Genomic DNA, 18,665 nt, shown 5'->3' with positions numbered 1-18,665 from the left:
CAAGCCCCGACTCGGTCACCAACGGTTGATTGACGTTGTCTGACACCGGATTATGCCTGATGGGTGTCGTCGCTGCCGTTGTTCCCGTTGTCGTCGTTGCCGTTGCGGCGATCTGGCAGCAGCGACCGCATCGCGTCCGGCACGCCGTCCTTGACGATGTCGATGAGGAACGAGGAAACGAACACCGTGACCAGCGAGAAGGCGATGCGCTGCACCGGGATATAGGTCAGCGACAATCCCAGCACGGTCAGGTCGGTGAACAGGTAGGCGCGTGCGAGCCGCCAGTGCGTCAGATGCGAGATGACGAGCGCCAGCGCGTCGTCGCCGCCGCTGGAGCCGCCCTGGCGCACCACCAGTCCGACGCCGATGCCGACGAACACGCCGCCCAGCAACGCCGCCAACAGCGGCATGCCGGACAGGTCGGGCAGCATCGGCGGGAACAGGTCCCACAATCCGAAGAACAGCGACATCGATGTGGTCGATACGATCGACAGCAGGATGAACCGGCTGCCGAGGAACCGCCAGGCCAGCAGGTAGCAGGTGACGTCCAGCACCGGCGTGGCGATGGACGGCGGGATGCCGAACCAGTGGTCGAGCAGGAGCAGCATGCCGAGCACGCCGCCCTCGGTGATGTCAACGCGCTGGTGGATGTTATGCAGCCCGAATGTGGCGATGGCGGTACCCAACATGATGAGCAGAATGCGCTTGAACGTCAGCGTTTCGGGGATTTTCCGCAACATGTCGTGGACCTTGGCCCATGGCATGGATATCACGTCCCTTGCAGATGCGAATCAAAGGTAATAATGCTAGTCGGCCGGATCGGTCATGCCGGCCGACACAGCAGTGTAGCATGTCCGCCTGCGAACGTCGCGGGCGGACGACGGGCTAGGCCCGTCGCCGGTCGCGCGCCAGACTGTCGGCGACGCCGACGACTACGCCGATGAACGCAGGGATCAGCCATCCGATCTGCAGGTCGTTGAACGGGATGGCGCCGACCAGCGCGTCCAACCAGCCGAACGATACGCCGAGCAGTGCGATAAGTTCGGCGCAGCAGTTGACGATGCTGACGATGCCGGCCAGCAGTACGGCCCAGAAGTAGGCGCGCGGGAACCTGGAGGAGAAGACGCCGTGGACCAGCGAGAGCGCCACCAGCACGATGGCGATGGGGTACAGCGCGGACAGCACCGGCACCGACACCTTGATGATGGTGTTGAGGCCCGCGTTGGAGACCAGGAAGCTGAACGCCGCGAAGATGGCGCTCCAGGCGCGGTAGGACACCGGACGGCCCGCCACCGTGGGGAAGTGGCTGTGGAAGAACGTGCCGCAGGTGGAGATCAGCCCGGTGCAGACGTTGAAGCAGGCGACGACGAAGATGACGCCGAGGAACGCGGTGCCCACCGGCCCGAACGCGGAGTGCGAGAGATTCGTCAGCACGGTGGCGCCGGTGTCGGTGGCCGGGTCGACCGGGGTGATCGAGCCGGAGACCATGCCGATGAAAGCGAGCGCGCCGTAGATCGCCACGAGCAGGATACCGGTGCCAAGTCCCGCGTAGCCGGTTTCGCGGCGGTTCTGGGAGACGCTGGTGATGCCCATCTGCCTGACGTTGGCGGAGATGACGATGCCGAAGTACAGCGCCGCCAGCAGATCCATGGTCTGGTAGCCGTCCAGGAACCCGCGGGACAGCTGCAGCTGTGCGTAGTCGCCGCTCGGTGCGGGGAAGGCGTCGTGCGGGATGATCAGGCAGGCCACGAACAGCACGGCGATCATCACGAGCAGCAGCGGCCCCATGAACCGTCCCAGGGTTTTCGAGAGGATCTCCGGACGCTGCGCGAGGAGGAATGAGAGGATGAAGAACACCGCCGAATAGATGAGCTGAGTGATCCAGGTGGGGATGCCGGTCGTGAAGGGAACCACCATCATCTCGAACGAGGTGGTGGCGGTGCGGGGGATGGCGAAGCAGGGGCCGATGGTCAGGATGATGGCCAGCGCCAGCACGATGGCGAACCTGGGGGAGACGCGGTCGGCCAGATATTCGAAGCCGCCGGCTGAGGATACGGCCAGCACGCCGAGTACCGGCAGGCCGACGGCGGAGATGATGAACCCGACGGCGGCCAGCGGCGTGGCCGATCCGGCCTGCGCCCCGAGGAACGGCGGGAAGATCAGGTTCGCCGCGCCGAAGAACATGGAAAAGAAGGTGAACGTGATCAGGACGCGGCTGCGGATATCCAGACGTTCCCGCGTGGTGTTGGCCGCCAATGGCTCTTCGGTGTCTTCTCTCATGGACACTACCGTAGTGCCCCCTCGTCCAAATAGTGGAATCGTCCGGCGCGCCCTGCATCGGGGAGCGCCGGACGATATCGTCACGGATTCGGTGTGTCGTCAGCGGAACGAATGCAGGCCGGCCGTCAGCCGCCGCGTGCCCTCGTCCACGCGTTCGCGCTGCGTCGCCGCGTTGATGCGGACGAAATACCGCCCGTTGCCGCCGAACTGGGCGCCGGGAGAGAGCATGAGCCGCTGTTCGGCGAGCAGGTGATCGCACAGGCGTTCCGTGTCGTCGGTTAGCGTCGAGCAGTCGAGCCACAACAGGTACGTGGCGTCGCCCTCGACCAGGGTGACGCGGCGGGCGGCATCGACCGACGCGTTGTACGCGTCGATGGCGGCGCGGACCGCACGCTTGTTCCCCGCCAGATAGGCGCGCAGCTCGTCGAGCCAGGGGCCGCCCTCGGTGAACGCCGCCACCGCCGCCGTGATCGCGAACGCGTTCGGCTCGGCCACCTCATCGGTGTTCAGTCCGCGCCACACCTTATGCCGGAGCACGGGGTCAGGCACCATCACGGCGGCGGTCTGCAGCCCGGCCAGATTGAACGTCTTGGTCGGCGCGATGCACGTCACCGAGATCATGCGGCAGTGCTCGCTCACCGAGGAGAACGGCACGTACCCGAACCCCGGATCGGTCAGATCGCAGTGGATCTCGTCACTGATCACCGTCACGTGATGTTGCCAGCACAGTTCGCCGAGGCGTGCCAGGGTTTCGCGGTCCCAGATCTGTCCGGAGGGATTGTGGGGGTTGCACAGGATCATCAGTGTGGTCTGCGGGTCGGCCAGCTTGCGCTCCAGATCCTCCCAGTCGATGGCGTACCGTCCGGCCGCCGCATCGTACGCCAGCGGCGCCTCAAGCACGTTGCGGCCATTGTTGAGGATCGAGTTGAAGAAGATGTTGTATACCGGCGTCTGGATGACCACGTTCTCGGCCGGCGTGGTCAGCTTGCGCACCATGCTGGAGATCGCGGGGATCACGCCGGTGCAGAAGATCAGCGAATCCCTCTCGAAGGTCACGCCATGGCGGTCGCGCCACCAGCCGATATACGCTTGCCTCCACTCGTCGGGCACGATCGAGTAGCCGAAGACGCCGTGATCGAGCCTGCGGCGCATCGCCTCACGGATCGGGGGAGCGGTCGTGAAATCCATGTCGGCCACCCACATCGGCAGGGCGTCGCCGGCCTCCTCCCATTTGAGCGAGTAGGTGCCGGAACGGTCGGTCAATGCATTGAAATCGTAGGTCATCGGTTCTCCTGTCAGCTGGGGGCGGGCGCCCTGCCATGATGCCTCATACCGGTGCGCGGCGGCAAGGCGGATACGTCGCGCACCGCGGGGGGCTCAGCGGTCCGTGGTCTCGATGACAGTGGCCGCGGGGTCGATGCGCGCCGGATCCAGCGTCACCTCGCCGATTGAACCGGCCCTGATCCTGCCGCCGGCGGGGTTGAACACGCTGTCGATATGCCCCTTGATCTCGGCATCCACCGTCGAATACTCGAACGCCAAGTTCGTATGGTTGAGCCGGCAGCCGCGCATCACCAGATTGTCGATGTAGCACAGGCCCTGCAGGCTCTCGATCGTGCAGTTGATCAGCGTGAGGTTCCGGGCGTTCCACCCCAGATACTCGCTGGTGATGAACGAGTCGCGCACGGTCACGTTCTCCGAGTTCCAGAACGCGTCCTTGGTGATGAGCCGTGAATTGGCGATCTCCACGTTCCGCGCGCCGTCGAACGAATACCCGCCGACCAGGCGCAGCCCGTCCACCTTCATATCCTCGCAGTTCATCGCGAAGTAGTCGCCGTGTACGGCCACGTCGTCCAACGTCACGTTGCGGCAGGACCACAGGGTTTCCTCGGCGTTCGGGAATTCCACATGCCGCAGCGTCACGCCGTTGCAGCGGCGGAAGTTCTTCGGCGCCACCACGGTCGAATTCTCCACGGTGATGTTATCCGTGTACCACACGCCGGCGCGGCCCATCTCGAACCAGGTGCATCCGCGCACGGTCACGTCCCTGCAGTACCACAGCGGGTACTTCCACTGGAAGGAGCTGCCAATCAGCGTGATGTTCCGGGCATGCTTGAGCGGGGATTCGCCGTCCGCGAAAATCGTGTCGACATAGGTCACGCCGTCGGCCGCGAACGCGGCGCGCTCGCCGGTCAGATACCCCTGCTCGACGCGGTCGGCAGCGTCGGCGGTCTTGCCGTTGTTGGGATTGGTGGGTTCGGTCATCATACGTCCATTCGTGATTGAAGATTGGGGATGGTCTAGGTAACGCTGCACGGGATGATAACCCCGGCCGAGGCGATGCGCAAATGCTTGGGCTGGGGCATAGCCATGCTTAATTGGTATGATTTGAGGCATGGGGCGCGGTACCGTACAACAACGTGCGCCGTGGGATATTCAGGGAGGCCGTGATGGCGCATAACCGCAATGGTGGCATGGAACTGCGGATTCTGCGGTATTTCCTGGCGGTGGTGGAGGAGCAGAGCATCACCGGCGCCGCCGAATACCTCGGCATGTCGCAGCCGTCGCTATCCCGTCAGTTGCGTGAGTTCGAATCCAGGCTCGGCTGCACGCTGTTCGAACGCGGCAGCCGGACGATCACGCTCACCCCAGAGGGGGAGCTGCTGCGTGCACGCGCCGAGGAGATCGTGACGTTGGCGGACCGTGCGGAGGCGGAGATCACCTCGATGGAGGAGCCGGTCGGCGGTCCGGTGTACATCGGCGCGGGGGAGACCGATGCGATGCGTCTGCTGGCTCGCGCCGCGCGGGCGATGACCTCCTGCTACCCGCAGGCCCGGTTCCATATCTATTCGGGCAACACCGAGGACGTCACCTCGCGTCTGGATTCGGGACTGCTCGATTTCGCACTGCTGCTCGAGCCGTATGACACGACCAAGTACGCGTACATCACCTTGCCTGTCCGCGATGTCTGGGGTGTGATGATGCGGCGCGACGACCCCCTGTCCGCACGAGAGTCGATTACCATCGACGACCTCAAAGGACTGCCGCTCATCGTATCCCAGGAGACCCGCTTCGACCGTGAATTCGGCGCCTGGAGCGGGATGGGGCAGGGCGACCTGCGGGTCGTCGGCACCTACAATCTGCTGAACAACGGTGCGCTGATGGTTTCGGAGGGGCTGGGCTACGCGCTGTGCCTCGACCGCATCGTCAACGTGACCGGGGACACCAACCTCACGTTCCGTCCGCTCAGTCCGCGCCTGGAGGCCCGGCTCAATGTGGTGTGGAAGTCCGATCGCCGGTTCACCCGTGTGGCGGCCTGCTTCCTGCAGGCGTTGCGCGAGGAGCTGGCCGCATCGGCTATTGCGCCAGGCCCATCTCGTATTTGAGCGTCATCACGCGGATCGCGGAACGGGTGACCTTCTCGGCGAACGCCTGGTCGGAGGCGGCGCGCTCGTTCAACCCGTCCAGGATCGGCTGGACGTAGTCCGAGGCGCCGATGCAGGCCAGGTCGGCCCCGGCATCCACGAAGCGCACGCCGATCTCATGCGGGTCGAAGCCGCCCAGCGCCGCCGCGGACAGCGAATCGGAGGTGATCACGCCGTCATAGCCGACTGTGCCGCGCAGATACCCGTCGATCAGCGTGGAGGAGAACGCGGCGGGATTGTCCGGATCGATCTGCTGATAGGTGGCCAGTGACATCATCACCATCGACGGATCGGCCTGCAACGCCGTGAGGAACGCCTTGATCTCCGGGCCGTCGAGCGTGGTCGTGGTGTCCAGAACGCCGTCGGCGGTGAAATCGGTGTTGCCGATCACGCCGCCCAATCCGGGGAAATGCTTGATCACGGTCTCGACGCCGGAATCCCGCATGCCGGCGATGAAGGCGGTGGCATGCTCGGCGTTGCCCTGCGCATCCAGGCCGAAGTCGCGGTACAGCGCGCCGATCGGGGCGTTCGAGTCGCGGTCGACCGTCACGGTGCCCACCACCGGGGCCAGATCCACGTTGATGCCGGCCTGGTTGAGCTGCGAGCCCCACACGGCGGCCGACTGGCGCAGCGCATCGGTGCTCATCGCGCCTTGGTCCACGGCCGTCGGCATCGTGTCGAAGCCGGGTCCCTGCAGATGCTGGACCAGACCACCCTCCTGGTCGGTGGTCATCAGCAGCCGGTTGTCGGCCGGCGCATACGACTGCAGGACATCGGTGGCCTGGCGGACCCCGGCGGTGCCCGACCACCAATTGCCGATGATCAGCACCGAGCCGACATGCTGGTTGGCGATCAGGTCGTATAGGGCCGAGGGATCGGTGCCCGCGTACAGCGGCGCCATGATCAGTTGCCCCACACGCTCCTGCATGCTCATCGCCGTAACGGCGCGCTGCGCCTTGGCGCGGGGGGAGTCGTCCACGGGCTCCGGCGCCGGCTCCTTGTCGGCGTCCTCGTGCGCGGACGATTGTCCGCCCTGCCCTTCGGCCGGCGCGGAGGCCGACGGTGGCGTATCCGCTCCGGCCGCGCCCGAAGGCCGCAGCGCGACCCACCAAAGGATGGCCGCCGCCAGGACGGCCAATACGCAGACCACTGCCAGCACGGCGGGCCAACGGCGGGCTTTGACCGGCGCTCCGGTCCGACTGTGGTGCATCGCGGGTTCTTCCATATCTCCCGATTATTCCATCGCAGCCGTATAACCCCGGCGAAACCGGCATCCCGGAACACGGACGATGCGCCGTCCCCGTAGCCCGAAAGGGGAACAATTCGCCTGGTCGCGTACTTCCGAACCACCCGCTAGGCTGGACACATGTCTTTTTTCGATGCGTTTGGCATGATGTTCGACCCCGACGACGACCCCCGTCGCCGCAACGCCGCAGGCACCGATGACGACCCGGTGATCCTGAACGTGGAAACCGACGGCGATGACGCCTCCGACCGCACCCAGCCCCCGCGCCGGCCCGCCGGCCCGCGCATCACGCGCCGACCCGAACGTCCGCGCGGCAACGGTCGCGGCAGCCGCATCCTCCTCGGCGTGATCGTGGCGTTGGTCGTTGTGGTGGGTCTGTTCTTCGGCTTGTCGCGTTTCATCACCGACCTGATGTGGTACGGTCAGCTCGGATTCCAGAGCGTGATCTGGACCCAGCTGGGCGTACGCGTCGGCGTGTGGGTGGCGTACGCGCTGCTGGTGGCCGCGGTCGGCTTCCTGTCGGCCACCTTGGCCATCCGTGCCCGTCCAGCGGACGCCGACGGCTCGACGGTGCGCATCCACGGTGACGTGGTCGAGATCGCCAACGGCATCAGCTCCAAGCACGCCCGCATGGTGGCGGTTATCGTGGCGCTGGTGGTCGGCGTGGCGTTCGGCTCGCAGTTCAACGCCAACTGGTCCGACATCCTGCTCATGTTCAACGCGCAGAGCTTCGGCACCACCGACCCGCAGTTCGGACTGGACAACGGCTTCTACGTCTTCATCCTGCCCGGCCTGAAGCTGGTGATGAGCGCCGTGTCCACGCTGCTGCTGGTCGGCATCGTGTTCTCCGTCATCACCCATGTGCTGATGGGCGGCATCCGCATCACCATGCCGGTCAACGGCCGCGGGCTGTTCGTCATCACCAAGCGCGCCCGCCGTCAGCTCGGCGTCTGGCTGATGCTCAACATGTTCTCGTTCGCCGCGCAGATGGTCATGGGGGTGTTCACCCACCTGACCACGCAGGGCGACCGGTTCACCGGCGCGAACTACACATCGGTGCACGCCACGATCCCCGTCACGTTCGTCATGGCCGCGCTGGTGGCCATCCTCGGCGTGGTGCTCGACGTCTGGCTGATGACCTCGCACGCGCTGGAGGGCAGCGCGCCGCTCGGCGTGCGCGCCATCACGGCGCTCAAGGCGTGGCGCGTGCCGGTGGTCTCCGTCGCCATCGTCGTGGTCGCCGCCGTGCTGCTCACCGGCGTCTGGCCGGTCGTCCTGCAGCGTTTCCGTGTCGACCCGAACGCGCAGGAGATGGAATCGACCTATATCGAGCGCAACATCGCGGCCACCAAGCAGGCGTATGGCCTGGACGACATCGCCGTCGAGGAGTACGACGCCACCACCGAGGGCGAGGCGGGCGCATTGTCCGCGTCGGCCGAATCGACCGCGCAGATCCGACTGCTCGACCCGCAGATCGTCTCGCCGACCTTCAAGCAGCTGCAGCAGTCGCGCCAGTACTACACCTTCGCCGACACGCTCGCCGTGGACAAGTACAACGTGAACGGCGTCAGCCAGGATACGGTCATCGCCGCGCGCGAGCTGGACCTGAGCGGCCTCGACAACCGCAACTGGGTCAACGACCACACCGTGTACACGCACGGCTACGGCGTCGTGGCCGCCTATGGCAACAAGGTCACGGCCGACGGTCAGCCCGAGTTCTTCGAATACGGCATCCCCACGCAGGGCGCGCTGACCGAATCGGAACAGTACGAGCCGCGCATCTATTTCTCGCCGAACGCCACCGAGTATTCGATCGTCGGCGCGCCGGAGGGCACCGAATCCTGGGAGTTCGACTACCCGACCGGTTCGGACGAGGGCGCCACGAACACCTTCGACGGCGACGGCGGCCCCTCGGTCGGCAACATCTTCTCCCGACTGCTGTACGCGGTGCGGTTCGGCTCCGAACAGATCTTGTTCTCCGACCGCGTGACGTCCGAATCGCAGATCCTGTACGACCGCAGCCCGCGCGAACGCGTCGCCAAGGTCGCCCCGTACCTGACGCTCGACGGCCGCGTCTATCCGGCCGTGGTCGACGGCCGCGTCAAGTGGATCATCGACGGGTACACGACCTCCGACGCCTACCCGTACTCGCAGATGACGGATCTGGGGGCGGCCACCGAGGACTCGACCACCGAAACCTCGCAGACCGTGCAGGGGCTGAACTCGCAGCAGGCCAACTACATCCGCAACTCGGTCAAGGCCACCGTCGACGCCTACGACGGCTCGGTGGACCTGTACGTGTGGGACGAGGACGATCCGGTCATCAAGGCCTGGCAGCAGATCTTCCCCGGCCAGTACCACTCGCTCTCCGAGATCTCCGGCGACCTGATGAGCCACATGCGCTACCCGGAGAGCCTGTTCAAGGTGCAGCGCCAGCTGCTGGAACGCTACCACGTCTCCAGTGCCAGCCAGTTCTTCTCCGGCGAGGACTTCTGGCAGACCCCGAAGGACCCGACGGCCTCCTCCGGCGCGCAGGCGCAGGGCCAGTCCGTGCTGCAGCCGCCGTACTATCTGACGCTGCAGACCGGCGGCAGCAGCGAACCCGTGTTCTCGCTGACCTCCACCTACATCCCGGCCGGTTCCTCCACCCGTGAGATCCTGACCGGCTTCCTGTCGGTGGATTCGGACGCGGGCAACGAGGCGGGCGTGATCGGCGAGCACTACGGCACGATCCGATTGCAGGAGCTACCGCAATCCTCCAACGTACCCGGCCCCGGACAGGCGCAGAACAACTTCAACGCGAACGCCGACGTGTCCCGCGAACTCAACCTGCTCGAATCCGGGTCCACCAGCGTGGAACGCGGCAACCTGCTGACCCTGCCGCTCGGCGGCGGCTTGGTGTACGTGCAGCCGGTGTACGTGCGATCCAGCGGCGCGACGAGCTACCCGATGCTGCAGAAGGTGCTGGTGGCCTTCGGCGACCAGGTTGGTTTCGCCGACACGCTGGACGAGGCGCTGGACCAGGTCTTTGGCGGCGACTCCGGCGCCTCGGCCGGCGATGCCGAGAACGCGGACGAGACGACCGAGCCTGGTTCTGGGGACGCGACGCCGGACGACACCGCCTCGCAGGACGGCGACTCCGGCGACACGTCGGCCGACACGGGAACGGACGGACAGGCCGACGGGTCGGGCTCGACGTCGTCCGGTGACGGGTCGGGTGCTGCGACCGGCGACCTGAAGGCCGCCCTCGATGACGCCGCCCAGGCCATGAAGGATTCGGACGCCGCGCTGAAGGACGGCGACTGGACCGCCTACGGTGAGGCCCAGGACCGTCTGGAGGAGGCCATCAACAAGGCGCTGGAGCTGGGGAACTAGCCGATCCCCGGTGACCCGGTCCTTATCCGTGTGGGGCGCGATATGCATCGCGCCCCACAGTCGTATCTGGTGGCCCCGCCCCCAGCGTGTCGCATCCGGAATAACGCGTTGCATGGCGTGACGCGATATGCTGGTGCACCATGAGCGAACTCATCATCCGCGGCGCGACCGACGCCGATCTGCAGGCCATCACCGACATCTACAACGAGGCGGTGCTTGAACGCATGTCGAGCGCCGACATCGCACCTCGCACGCTCGCCCAGCGCAAGGCATGGGTCGACGCGCACGAGCCGCGTTCCCTCTACCCGGTCGTCGTCGTGGAGAATGCCGACGGCGAGGTCGTTGCATTCGGTTCGCTGTCGCGGTATCACGAGCGCGCCGGCTATGACGGCGTGGTCGAACTGAGCTATTACGTGGGCTCCGCATGGCGGCGTCAGGGTGTCGGCCGCCAGCTGGTCGCCTGGCTGCTGGCCGAGGCCCGGCGGGTGGGGCATCGCATGGCCGCCACATTGATCTTCGCCGACAACGAGGGCTCCAGCGCGCTGATGCGGCATTTCGGCTTCGAGCGATTCGGCCTGATGCCCGACGCGGTCCACCTGCCCGGCGGCATCCGGCACGACATCGCCTATTGGTGCCTTCCCTTATAAGCCGATTCGCGGTTTCCGGGGGCGTCGCCGAGTGAATCGGCTCACCCTGTGAGACAAGAGGTCCGATGGTACAATCGTTCCGTTTGATAGACATGATGACGAAGGACAGGGCGATATGGCATCGGATTTCTGGTTGATTGCGGGGTTGGGCAACCCGGGCAAGAAGTATGAGGACACACGGCACAATATGGGCTTCATGACGGCCGACCTGCTGGCCGAGCGCTGGTCGGTGGCCTTCTCCGATCACAAGGGCCTGGCCATGCTGGGCAAGGGGGCCATGAACCTCAACGGCCGGACCGTCAAGTTCTTCCTGGCCAAGCCGCTGACCTACATGAACGACTCGGGCAACGCGGTCGCCTCCATCAGTGCCTACTACCAGATCGAACCGGACCACATCGTCGTCATCCACGACGACATGGACCTGGACTTCGGCCGCATCAAGGTCAAGTCGGGCGGTTCGGCCGGCGGCCACAACGGCATCAAATCCATCGACAAGTCCCTGGGCACGCCGAAGTACGCGCGCGTGCGCATGGGCGTCGGCCACGCCCGCCGCGGCGCGAACGCGCATGACAATACGATCAACTGGGTGCTGGGCGGATTCGGCCCCGACCAGCGCAAGCAGTTGCCGGAATTCCTGGCCGACGGCGCCGACGCCGCCGAATCGATCATCTTCAACGGATTGAACAAGACCCAGGAGCAGTTCAATGGTCGCTGACCGCGAAACGTCGCGTGAACGCAAAGCGCGTGCGGAAACGACAATGAACCAACTGGTCGAAGGATCGCTGTCGGGGTTGCTGGAGTCCCTTGACAGGGACCCGAGCTTCCATGCGTTGGCCACGGACGACTTCGATCGACCTGAAGGCGCCGCCGATCCGTCGATTGTCGTCGGCGCCCCCGAAGGCGTGCGTCCGGCGCTTGCCGCAGCCGTGGCCCGTCGTTCCCCGGTCGTCTATCTCGTCGCATCCGGACGTGAGGGCGAGGAGACCGTCAACGCGCTGCGCTCCTGGTATGACGGCGATCCGAACGACATCGCCCAGCTGGAGGCGTGGGAGACGTTGCCGCATGAACGCCTGTCACCTCGCGCCGACACCGTGGCCAGCCGCATGGCCGTGTTCCGCCGGCTGTGTCATCCCGAACCCGGCGACGCGATGTTCGGCCCGATCCGCATTCTGGTGATGCCCGTGCGCTCGCTGATCCAGCCGGTCGTCGCCGGTTTGGGCGATGTGGAGCCGCTGGTCTTCACCGTCGGCGAGGAGCTGCCGCTCGACGAGGCGGCGGCCCGGCTGGTGGAGAACTCGTACACGCGCGTCGACCTGGTGATGGACCGCGGCGAGTTCGCCGTCCGCGGCGGTCTGCTCGACGTGTTCCCGCCGACCGCACCCCATCCGGTGCGCATCGAGTTCTTCGGCGACGAGGTCGACTCGATCCGGGAGTTCCACGCCTCCGACCAGCGCACCTACGGCGATGGACTCAGGAGCATCTGGGCGACGCCCTGCCGCGAGGTGCAACTCACCGAAGCCATTCGCGAACGGGCCCGCAGCCTAATTGGCCGGATCCCCAACGCCGAGGACATGCTCGAATCGATCGCGAACGCCATTCCGGTCGAAGGCATGGAATCCCTACTGCCCGCCCTCGTCGACGACATGGAGTCGATCACCGGCATGTTGCCGGACCATGCGGTCGTCATGCTATCCGATCCGGAAAAGCTGCGTCGCGCCGCCGACGATCTGATGAAGACCGCGAACGAGTTTCTGGCGGCCAGCTGGCACGTCGCCGCATCCGGTCATGGTGCGGGCGCCCCGATCAGCTTCGACCAGGCCAGCTTCCTGGATTTCGATGAAACCATCACGTCGTTGACCTACCGGGATTTCGACGTGTGGCGGCTCACCAGCTTCACCGTCGAGGCCTCCCGTCCCGGACATATCGCGTTGGCGGCTCATGCGCCGGCCGAATACCGGGGCGACGAGCATCGCGCGGCCACCGGCATCGAGGGATTGATCGACGCCGGACTGCAGGTGACGATCACCGCCGCCGCGCACGGTACGCTCGCTCGTTTGAAGCGCGCGATCAACGAGACCGGCATCACCCGGTTCGAGACGATCCGTGCACAGGCCATCGACGGATTCGTGGACACGGCCGCCGGCATCGCGCTGCTGACCGAACGCGACCTGACGGGCCGCACCAGTGCCGCGGCCCAGGCCAAAACCCCGAAGCGCCGGCGCAAGGCCATCGACCTGATGGAGCTGAAAACCGGCGATTACGTGGTGCACGAGCAGCATGGCATCGGCCGGTTCGTCGAGATGCGTCAGCGTGCCGTCGGCACCGGGGACGCGAGGACCACACGCGAATACCTGGTCATCGAATACGCGCCGAGCAAACGCGGCGCCCCGCCGGACAAGCTGTTCATCCCCACCGACCAGCTCGACCAGGTCAGCAAGTACATCGGCGCGGAGGCCCCGAAACTCAACAAACTGGGCGGCTCCGACTGGGCGGCCACCAAGGCCAAGGCCCGCAAGCACGTCCATGAGATCGCCGAGGATCTGGTCAAGCTGTATTCGGCCCGTCAGCGCACGCCCGGCTTCGCGTTCAGCCCGGACACCCCGTGGCAGAAGGAGCTGGAGGACGCGTTCCCGTACCAGGAGACCGCCGACCAGCTGACCACCATTGACGAGGTCAAGGCCGACATGGAGAAGCCGATCCCGATGGATCGCCTCATCTGCGGCGACGTGGGCTTTGGCAAAACCGAGATCGCCGTGCGCGCCGCCTTCAAGGCCGTGCAGGACTCCAAGCAGGTGGCCGTGCTCGTGCCGACCACGCTGCTCGTCCAGCAGCATTACGAGACCTTCTCGGAGCGCTACGAGGGCTTCCCCGTCACCGTCAGGGCGATGAGCCGCTTCCAAACCACCAAGGAGATCAACGACACGATCAAAGGCCTCCAGGATGGCACCGTGGATGTGGTTATCGGCACGCACAAGCTGCTCAACCCCAAGATCCAGTTCAAGGACCTGGGCCTGGTCATCATCGACGAGGAGCAGCGCTTCGGCGTCGAACACAAGGAGACACTCAAGGCGCTGCGCACCAACGTGGACGTGCTGTCCCTGTCCGCCACGCCGATCCCGCGCACGCTGGAGATGGCGGTGACCGGCATCCGCGAGATGTCCACGCTCGCCACCCCGCCGGAGGATCGTCTGCCCGTGCTCACCTACGTGGGCGCCTACGAGGACGCGCAGGTCACCGCAGCGATCCGGCGCGAGCTGCTGCGCGGCGGCCAGGTGTTCTACGTGCACAACCGCGTGGCCGACATTTCCCGCATGGCCGCCAGGATCCAGGAGCTCGTGCCCGAAGCCAAGGTCGGCACCGCCCACGGCAAGATGGGAGAGAAGCAGCTCGACCAAATCATCCGCGACTTCTGGCATCGCGACATCAACGTGCTCGTATGCACCACGATCATCGAGACCGGCCTGGATATCTCGAACGCGAACACGCTGATCGTGGACCACGCCGACCGCTTCGGCCTGAGCCAGCTGCACCAGCTGCGCGGCCGCGTCGGCCGTGGCCGCGAGCGCGCCTATGCGTACTTCCTGTATGATCCGAGCAAGCCGATGACCCAGCAGTCGCACGACCGTCTGGCCACCATCGCCCAGAACACGGCGCTCGGCTCCGGCTTCGACGTGGCGATGAAGGACCTGGAGCTGCGCGGCACCGGCAACCTGCTGGGCGATGAGCAGTCCGGCCACATCGAGGGCGTGGGCTTCGACCTGTACGTGCGCATGGTCTCCGAGGCCGTGGAGGCCTACAAGGAACCGGAACGCACCGAGCCGGTGGCCGTCAGCATCGACCTGCCGATCGAGGCGTCGATTCCGGTGGACTATATCGACTCCGACAAGCTGCGTCTGGAGGCCTACCGCAAGCTCGCCGCCGCCCGCAACGAGCAGGATCTGGAGGAGCTGCGCGAGGAGCTTACCGACCGCTACGGCAACCCGCCGATCGAGTTCGCCACGCTGTTCGCCGTCGCGCGTCTGCGCAACAAGGCGCGCGCGCTGGGCCTGACCGAGATCATCGCCCAGGGCAACCGTGTGCGCGTGGCCAAGATCGAGCCGCCCGAGTCGGTGCAGATGCGCATCGCCCGCATCTACAAGGGCGTGCAGTACCGGCCGGTCACCAAGACCTACCTGATCCCGACCCCGTTCGCCGGTTCCTTCGGCTCCGAACCGATGGGCTCGGACGAGGTGGTGGCCTGGACCGACCAGCTGCTCGACGACCTGGCCTGGAAGCCCCAGTCGCGCAGGTGATGCGATTCCCGGACACGACGCCGTGTCCGGGAATGGTTTGGACCGTGTGGACTGCGTTGCTACAATGTCCGACGGATGTCAGTCCCTTGTCTGCAACGAAAGAGAACGATTCCGATGATGCAATCCGAGACCACGCCCGTCGCCGACCATGCAGCAACCACTCCGACGGCGGTCCCTGCCGTACACGTCAACGCGCTGAACACAGCCGAAACCGAGGAGGCCGTCGAGAGCGCGGGCGTGAGCAAAACCAAGCAGAGCAAGTCCGTCACCTTCATCCTGGCCCTGTTCGCCGGCGCGTTCATCGGCTTCGGCGCGCTGTTCTTCCTCATCGTCACCTGCGATCCGGCGATGACCTGGGGCCCCAAGCGCTTCGTCGGCGGACTGGCGTTCTGCATGGGCCTGATCCTGGTGCTGTGTTGCGGCGCCGAACTGTTCACCGGCAACTCGCTGATGGCCTCCAACCTGGCCGCACGCCGTATCTCCCTGCCCGCTCTGGTCCGCAATTGGGTGATCGTCTGGTTCGGCAACCTGCTGGGCGCCCTGATCCTCGTCGCCCTGATCGCCATGGCCGGCACGATGGGCCTCAACGACGGCCTGGTGGGGGAGACGGCCGTATCCACCGCCATCTCGAAGGTCACGCTCGACCCGCTGACATTGTTCGCGCGTGGCGTGCTGTGCAACGTGCTCGTGTGTCTGGCCGTGCGCATCGGCTACTCGTCGCGCTCCACGGCAGACAAGGTGCTCGGCATCCTACTGCCGATCTCCGGATTCGTGGCGATGGGTTTCGAACACTGCGTGGCCAACATGTTCTTCCTGCCGATCGGACTGGTCGCCAAGGCCATGGGCTACGGCGCCGGACTGGACGGCATCGCCGACCTGACCGTACAGGCCTCGCTCTATAACATCGGTGTGGCCACGCTGGGCAACATCGTCGGCGGCGCGGTCGTGGTGGCGCTCGCGTACTGGTACGTGAACAACCACAAGCCATCGAAACGCAGGAAGAGCATCGAGGAGCGCTGAATGAACGAACAGGATCGGAACCGGAACGATACCGATGCGGGGCGCATGACCATCCGCCGCGCCGAGCCGCGCGACATCCCGCAGATCGATGTACTGCTCCATCAGGTGCTGGACGTGCACCACGCGGGACGGCCCGACCTGTTCAAACCCCACGCCACCAAGTACACCGACGACCAGCTGGCCGGCATCATCGCCGACGACCGGACCCCGGTGTTCGTGGCGGTCGAGCCGGGCGCCGGTTCCATCGCCGACCCCGCGCGAGAGGACGCCGAGGGGGCGGACCGCCTGCTGGGCTATGCGTTCTGCCAGTTCCAGCGGCATGTCGATGACAACATCCTCACCGACATCCAGACGCTGTACATCGACGACCTGTGCGTGGACGAGGCCCAGCGCGGACGGCACGTCGGCAACGCCCTGTACCGCCACGTCCTCGGCTTCGCCAGGAATTCCGGCTGCTACAATGTGACGCTCAACGTGTGGGCGTGCAACGAGGCGGCGAAGGGCTTCTACGAACGCTGCGGACTGAAACCCCAGAAGATTGGCATGGAGACGATTCTCTAGCCGCCTGCAACCGTCCCCACGCCGTCTGCCGCTATGCCCGCGACGTCAGCGCAACGCCGCGCGCAACCGCCGTTCGATCGCCTCATGGTCGCGGGACAGACCCTCGTCGTCCATATCGGTTCGGTCGACATCGACGATTGTGCCGATTGTGCCGTCGGCAAGCACCAGGATGCGGTCGGACAACCGCGCCGCCTCCGGAATATCATGGGTGACCATCAATATGGTCCACTGCTGCTCGGTCTGCAAGTGCGCCAGCAGGTCCTGCATATCCAGACGAGTCAGCGCATCGAGCGCGCCGAATGGTTCATCCAACAGCAACAGTTTCGGCTGCCGTACGATCGCGCGTGCCAACGACGCCCGCTGCGCCTGCCCTCCGGACAGTTCGCCGGGCCATGCGTCGGCGTGGTCGGCTAGTCCCACCCGTGCCAAGGCATCCAGTGCCAGCTGGCGTCGTTCGGTGCGCCGCCCGGGCAATCCGAGCGTGACGTTGTCCCACAGCCGGATCCACGGCACCAGTCGGGCGTCCTGAAACCCGAAGGCCATATCGTGGTCGGCATGCACCGTGCCGGCGGTCGGTTCGATCAGGCCCGCCGCCACGCGCAGCAGCGTGGATTTGCCGCAGCCGGAGCGTCCAATCAGACTGACGAACCGCCCGTCGTCGACGTGGACGGTCACGTCGCGCAGCACCTCGTGGCCATCGAACGTCATGCGGATGTGGTCGAGCGTCAACGTCATCGCGGCCTCACTTCGTGCAATCCATAACGTGGCTCTTGACGTCGGGCAGCGCGTCGATGAACCCGAAGTCCACGTACTGCTGCGCCTGCTGTTCCAGCATGTCGAGCCCGTCGGCGTCGATCGGCAGGATCTCGGGGACGTCGAACTTGGCCACCTGATCGACGATCTCGTCCGAGGCCCCGAATTCGCGGTAAGCGTCGGTGATGATCTCGGGGTGCTTCTGGGCCTTGTCCGATTCCTTGACCAGCGCGCGGTACATGGCCTTGACCAGATCCGGGTGCTTGTCGGCGAAGGACTGGGAGACGATGTGGATCGAGACGTTCAGGTTGCCGTAATCCTCGGCGTTGACCAGCAGCTTGGCTCCGGGCGTGACCATCGCCGAGGCCAGGTTCTGGTCGAAGGTGGCGATGGCATCCACCTGTCCCGAGCTGAACGCCGCGTTGAAGTTGCTGGGGCTCATCTCCACCTCGGTGACCTGCGAGGCGTCCAGTCCGGCGTTGGCGAACGCCTGATGGACGATGTAGTCGCCGGTCGCGCCCTTGGAATCGATGGCGATGGTCTTACCATACAGGTCTTCCAGCGTCTCGACGCCGCTGTCCGGCGCGGCGACGATGCCCTGCGAATCGCCGTCATAGTATTCGATGGCGAACGCGACCCACGGCTGGTCCTGGGCGATCAGGTTGATGAACGAGCCGGTACCCGTCGACGTGGCGTCGGCATTGCCCGACTGGACGGCGGTGCGGGCGTCGGCCGGGTTGTAGGGGCCGGTGAACTCGACGGTGGCGGGCGCCAGCTCATCCTGGGCGAACTGTTCGTTCTTGAGCGTGGTGAGGTAGTTGGCGGTGGACAGATACGCCACGCGCATGGTGTCGGTATCGGTGTTGGCGGATGCGTTGCCGTGCGCCGAACAGGCGGTTGAGGACAGCAGCAGGGCCGCCGCCCCCAGCGCGGCGAGCTTGCGGATGATGGTGTGGTTGGTTCGGGTCATCATGGTTCCTTTCGAGATGGTGATGGTGATGGTGATGGGATGGCGTGACGGCATACATGAAGGGCCGCCGCGTGCCATCGGATATGGTGTGCGGCG

14 protein-coding genes are annotated in these 18,665 nt (G+C 65.7%); 7 read left to right on the top strand and 7 right to left on the bottom strand.

Going from position 1 to position 18,665, the window contains the following annotated elements:
* Window positions 1–50 precede the first annotated feature (50 nt).
* The 4 genes from B4C31_RS07240 to B4C31_RS07225 form a co-directional block, all read right to left on the bottom strand.
* Window positions 51–740, bottom strand: a complete 690-nt coding sequence (locus B4C31_RS07240; RefSeq protein ID WP_291531936.1) for a YitT family protein — start codon at window positions 738–740, stop codon at window positions 51–53.
* Window positions 741–885: 145 nt separating this feature from the next.
* Window positions 886–2,280, bottom strand: a complete 1,395-nt coding sequence (gene brnQ, locus B4C31_RS07235) for a branched-chain amino acid transport system II carrier protein (protein ID WP_291531935.1) — start codon at window positions 2,278–2,280, stop codon at window positions 886–888.
* Between the two features lie 99 nt (window positions 2,281–2,379).
* Window positions 2,380–3,564, bottom strand: a complete 1,185-nt coding sequence (locus B4C31_RS07230) for a MalY/PatB family protein (protein WP_291531934.1) — start codon at window positions 3,562–3,564, stop codon at window positions 2,380–2,382.
* Between the two features lie 93 nt (window positions 3,565–3,657).
* A complete protein-coding gene (locus tag B4C31_RS07225; RefSeq protein WP_295910643.1) occupies window positions 3,658–4,545 on the bottom strand; it encodes a DUF3737 family protein in 888 nt (295 codons plus the stop codon).
* Between the two features lie 209 nt (window positions 4,546–4,754).
* On the opposite strand from B4C31_RS07225, the gene B4C31_RS07220 reads away from it, so the two are divergent.
* Window positions 4,755–5,666 carry a LysR family transcriptional regulator gene (locus B4C31_RS07220; RefSeq protein WP_291531932.1) on the top strand — a complete coding sequence of 304 codons (912 nt, stop codon included), beginning with the start codon at window positions 4,755–4,757 and terminating at the stop codon, window positions 5,664–5,666.
* On the opposite strand, the gene B4C31_RS07215 is transcribed toward B4C31_RS07220, so the two are convergent.
* Window positions 5,638–6,861 (bottom strand): glycoside hydrolase family 3 N-terminal domain-containing protein, encoded by a 1,224-nt coding sequence (locus B4C31_RS07215; protein WP_414631858.1) that lies wholly within the window; start codon window positions 6,859–6,861, stop codon window positions 5,638–5,640. The two genes, B4C31_RS07220 and B4C31_RS07215, sit on opposite strands and share 29 nt — an antisense overlap.
* A gap of 210 nt (window positions 6,862–7,071) precedes the next feature.
* Here B4C31_RS07215 and B4C31_RS07210 point away from each other — a divergent pair, with 210 nt between their 5' ends.
* The 6 genes from B4C31_RS07210 (at window position 7,072) to B4C31_RS07185 (ending at window position 16,846) form a co-directional block, all read left to right on the top strand.
* Window positions 7,072–10,326 carry a UPF0182 family protein gene (locus B4C31_RS07210; protein ID WP_291531931.1) on the top strand — a complete coding sequence of 1,085 codons (3,255 nt, stop codon included), beginning with the start codon at window positions 7,072–7,074 and terminating at the stop codon, window positions 10,324–10,326.
* A 140-nt stretch (window positions 10,327–10,466) separates the two neighbouring features.
* A complete protein-coding gene (locus B4C31_RS07205; protein WP_291531930.1) occupies window positions 10,467–10,973 on the top strand; it encodes a GNAT family N-acetyltransferase in 507 nt (168 codons plus the stop codon).
* 115 nt (window positions 10,974–11,088) lie between these two features.
* A complete protein-coding gene (gene pth / locus B4C31_RS07200; protein WP_291531929.1) occupies window positions 11,089–11,688 on the top strand; it encodes an aminoacyl-tRNA hydrolase in 600 nt (199 codons plus the stop codon).
* Between the two features lie 43 nt (window positions 11,689–11,731).
* On the top strand, window positions 11,732–15,265 hold the full coding sequence (mfd, locus tag B4C31_RS07195; protein WP_291531928.1) for a transcription-repair coupling factor: 3,534 nt from the start codon (window positions 11,732–11,734) through the stop codon (window positions 15,263–15,265).
* Between the two features lie 114 nt (window positions 15,266–15,379).
* On the top strand, window positions 15,380–16,285 hold the full coding sequence (locus B4C31_RS07190; RefSeq protein ID WP_204387579.1) for a formate/nitrite transporter family protein: 906 nt from the start codon (window positions 15,380–15,382) through the stop codon (window positions 16,283–16,285).
* A gap of 45 nt (window positions 16,286–16,330) precedes the next feature.
* On the top strand, window positions 16,331–16,846 hold the full coding sequence (locus tag B4C31_RS07185) for an N-acetyltransferase (RefSeq protein ID WP_349679136.1): 516 nt from the start codon (window positions 16,331–16,333) through the stop codon (window positions 16,844–16,846).
* Window positions 16,847–16,891: 45 nt separating this feature from the next.
* On the opposite strand, the gene B4C31_RS07180 is transcribed toward B4C31_RS07185, so the two are convergent.
* On the bottom strand, window positions 16,892–17,581 hold the full coding sequence (locus B4C31_RS07180; RefSeq protein WP_291531926.1) for an ABC transporter ATP-binding protein: 690 nt from the start codon (window positions 17,579–17,581) through the stop codon (window positions 16,892–16,894).
* A gap of 7 nt (window positions 17,582–17,588) precedes the next feature.
* Window positions 17,589–18,569: an ABC transporter substrate-binding protein gene (locus B4C31_RS07175; protein ID WP_291531937.1), complete on the bottom strand. Its 981-nt coding sequence runs from the start codon at window positions 18,567–18,569 to the stop codon at window positions 17,589–17,591.
* Window positions 18,570–18,665: the final 96 nt, after the last annotated feature.

Origin of the sequence: Bifidobacterium sp. UBA4282, assembly GCF_002394995.1 — a bacterium.
GTDB classification, from domain to species: domain Bacteria; phylum Actinomycetota; class Actinomycetes; order Actinomycetales; family Bifidobacteriaceae; genus Bifidobacterium; species Bifidobacterium pullorum_B.
This window is presented reverse-complemented; position numbering and strand designations above follow the sequence as displayed.

Bases quoted from the DNA above. Each gene is read 5' to 3' on its own strand.
- B4C31_RS07240 (WP_291531936.1), bottom strand. From the start codon at position 740: ATGTTGCGGAAAATCCCCGAAACGCTGACGTTCAAGCGCATTCTGCTC.
- brnQ (WP_291531935.1), bottom strand. From the start codon at position 2,280: ATGAGAGAAGACACCGAAGAGCCATTGGCGGCCAACACCACGCGGGAA.
- B4C31_RS07230 (WP_291531934.1), bottom strand. From the start codon at position 3,564: ATGACCTACGATTTCAATGCATTGACCGACCGTTCCGGCACCTACTCG.
- B4C31_RS07225 (WP_295910643.1), bottom strand. From the start codon at position 4,545: ATGACCGAACCCACCAATCCCAACAACGGCAAGACCGCCGACGCTGCC.
- B4C31_RS07220 (WP_291531932.1), top strand. From the start codon at position 4,755: ATGGAACTGCGGATTCTGCGGTATTTCCTGGCGGTGGTGGAGGAGCAG.
- B4C31_RS07210 (WP_291531931.1), top strand. From the start codon at position 7,072: ATGTCTTTTTTCGATGCGTTTGGCATGATGTTCGACCCCGACGACGAC.
- B4C31_RS07205 (WP_291531930.1), top strand. From the start codon at position 10,467: ATGAGCGAACTCATCATCCGCGGCGCGACCGACGCCGATCTGCAGGCC.
- pth (WP_291531929.1), top strand. From the start codon at position 11,089: ATGGCATCGGATTTCTGGTTGATTGCGGGGTTGGGCAACCCGGGCAAG.
- mfd (WP_291531928.1), top strand. From the start codon at position 11,732: ATGAACCAACTGGTCGAAGGATCGCTGTCGGGGTTGCTGGAGTCCCTT.
- B4C31_RS07190 (WP_204387579.1), top strand. From the start codon at position 15,380: ATGATGCAATCCGAGACCACGCCCGTCGCCGACCATGCAGCAACCACT.
- B4C31_RS07185 (WP_349679136.1), top strand. From the start codon at position 16,331: ATGACCATCCGCCGCGCCGAGCCGCGCGACATCCCGCAGATCGATGTA.
- B4C31_RS07180 (WP_291531926.1), bottom strand. From the start codon at position 17,581: ATGACGTTGACGCTCGACCACATCCGCATGACGTTCGATGGCCACGAG.
- B4C31_RS07175 (WP_291531937.1), bottom strand. From the start codon at position 18,569: ATGACCCGAACCAACCACACCATCATCCGCAAGCTCGCCGCGCTGGGG.